Annotated in this window: 1 tRNA gene and 1 rRNA gene; both read right to left on the reverse strand. The window is 55.5% G+C overall.

Annotated elements, in window-relative coordinates:
* Positions 1-100 precede the first annotated feature (100 nt).
* Positions 101-172, reverse strand: a tRNA-Ala gene (locus NKF25_RS24095).
* Between the two features lie 128 nt (positions 173-300).
* Positions 301-353, reverse strand: a 16S ribosomal RNA gene (locus NKF25_RS24100); the annotation flags it as partial.

Here is a 353-nt window from a genome sequence, read left to right on the forward strand (position 1 = left end):
CTTCCCAACCGCGTTTTCACGGGTTGGTGCATCGGTTTGTTGGGATTGATTCTTTTGTCGCGACCCACTTAAGGGGCACGATTCGAATCACCCCACGACATGGACCCACAGGGATTCGAACCCTGGGCATCCTCCTTGCAAAGGAGGCACTCTACCACTGAGCTATGGGCCCTCCTCGTCGTGAGACGAGAGGTGTGTGTGTTAACCCTGGCAGTTCAAAGGTGCCCGACCAGAAACTGGTCGAGGTCGTCGAGGATAATCCCAAAGTGAGTCAGGCACGTCGGCCTGATCTCGTTCGTTAGGAGGTGATCCAGCCGCAGATTCCCCTACGGCTACCTTGTTACGACTTAAGC

The sequence above is a fragment of the Haladaptatus sp. AB643 genome (assembly GCF_024136975.1).
Lineage (GTDB): Archaea > Halobacteriota > Halobacteria > Halobacteriales > Haladaptataceae > Haladaptatus.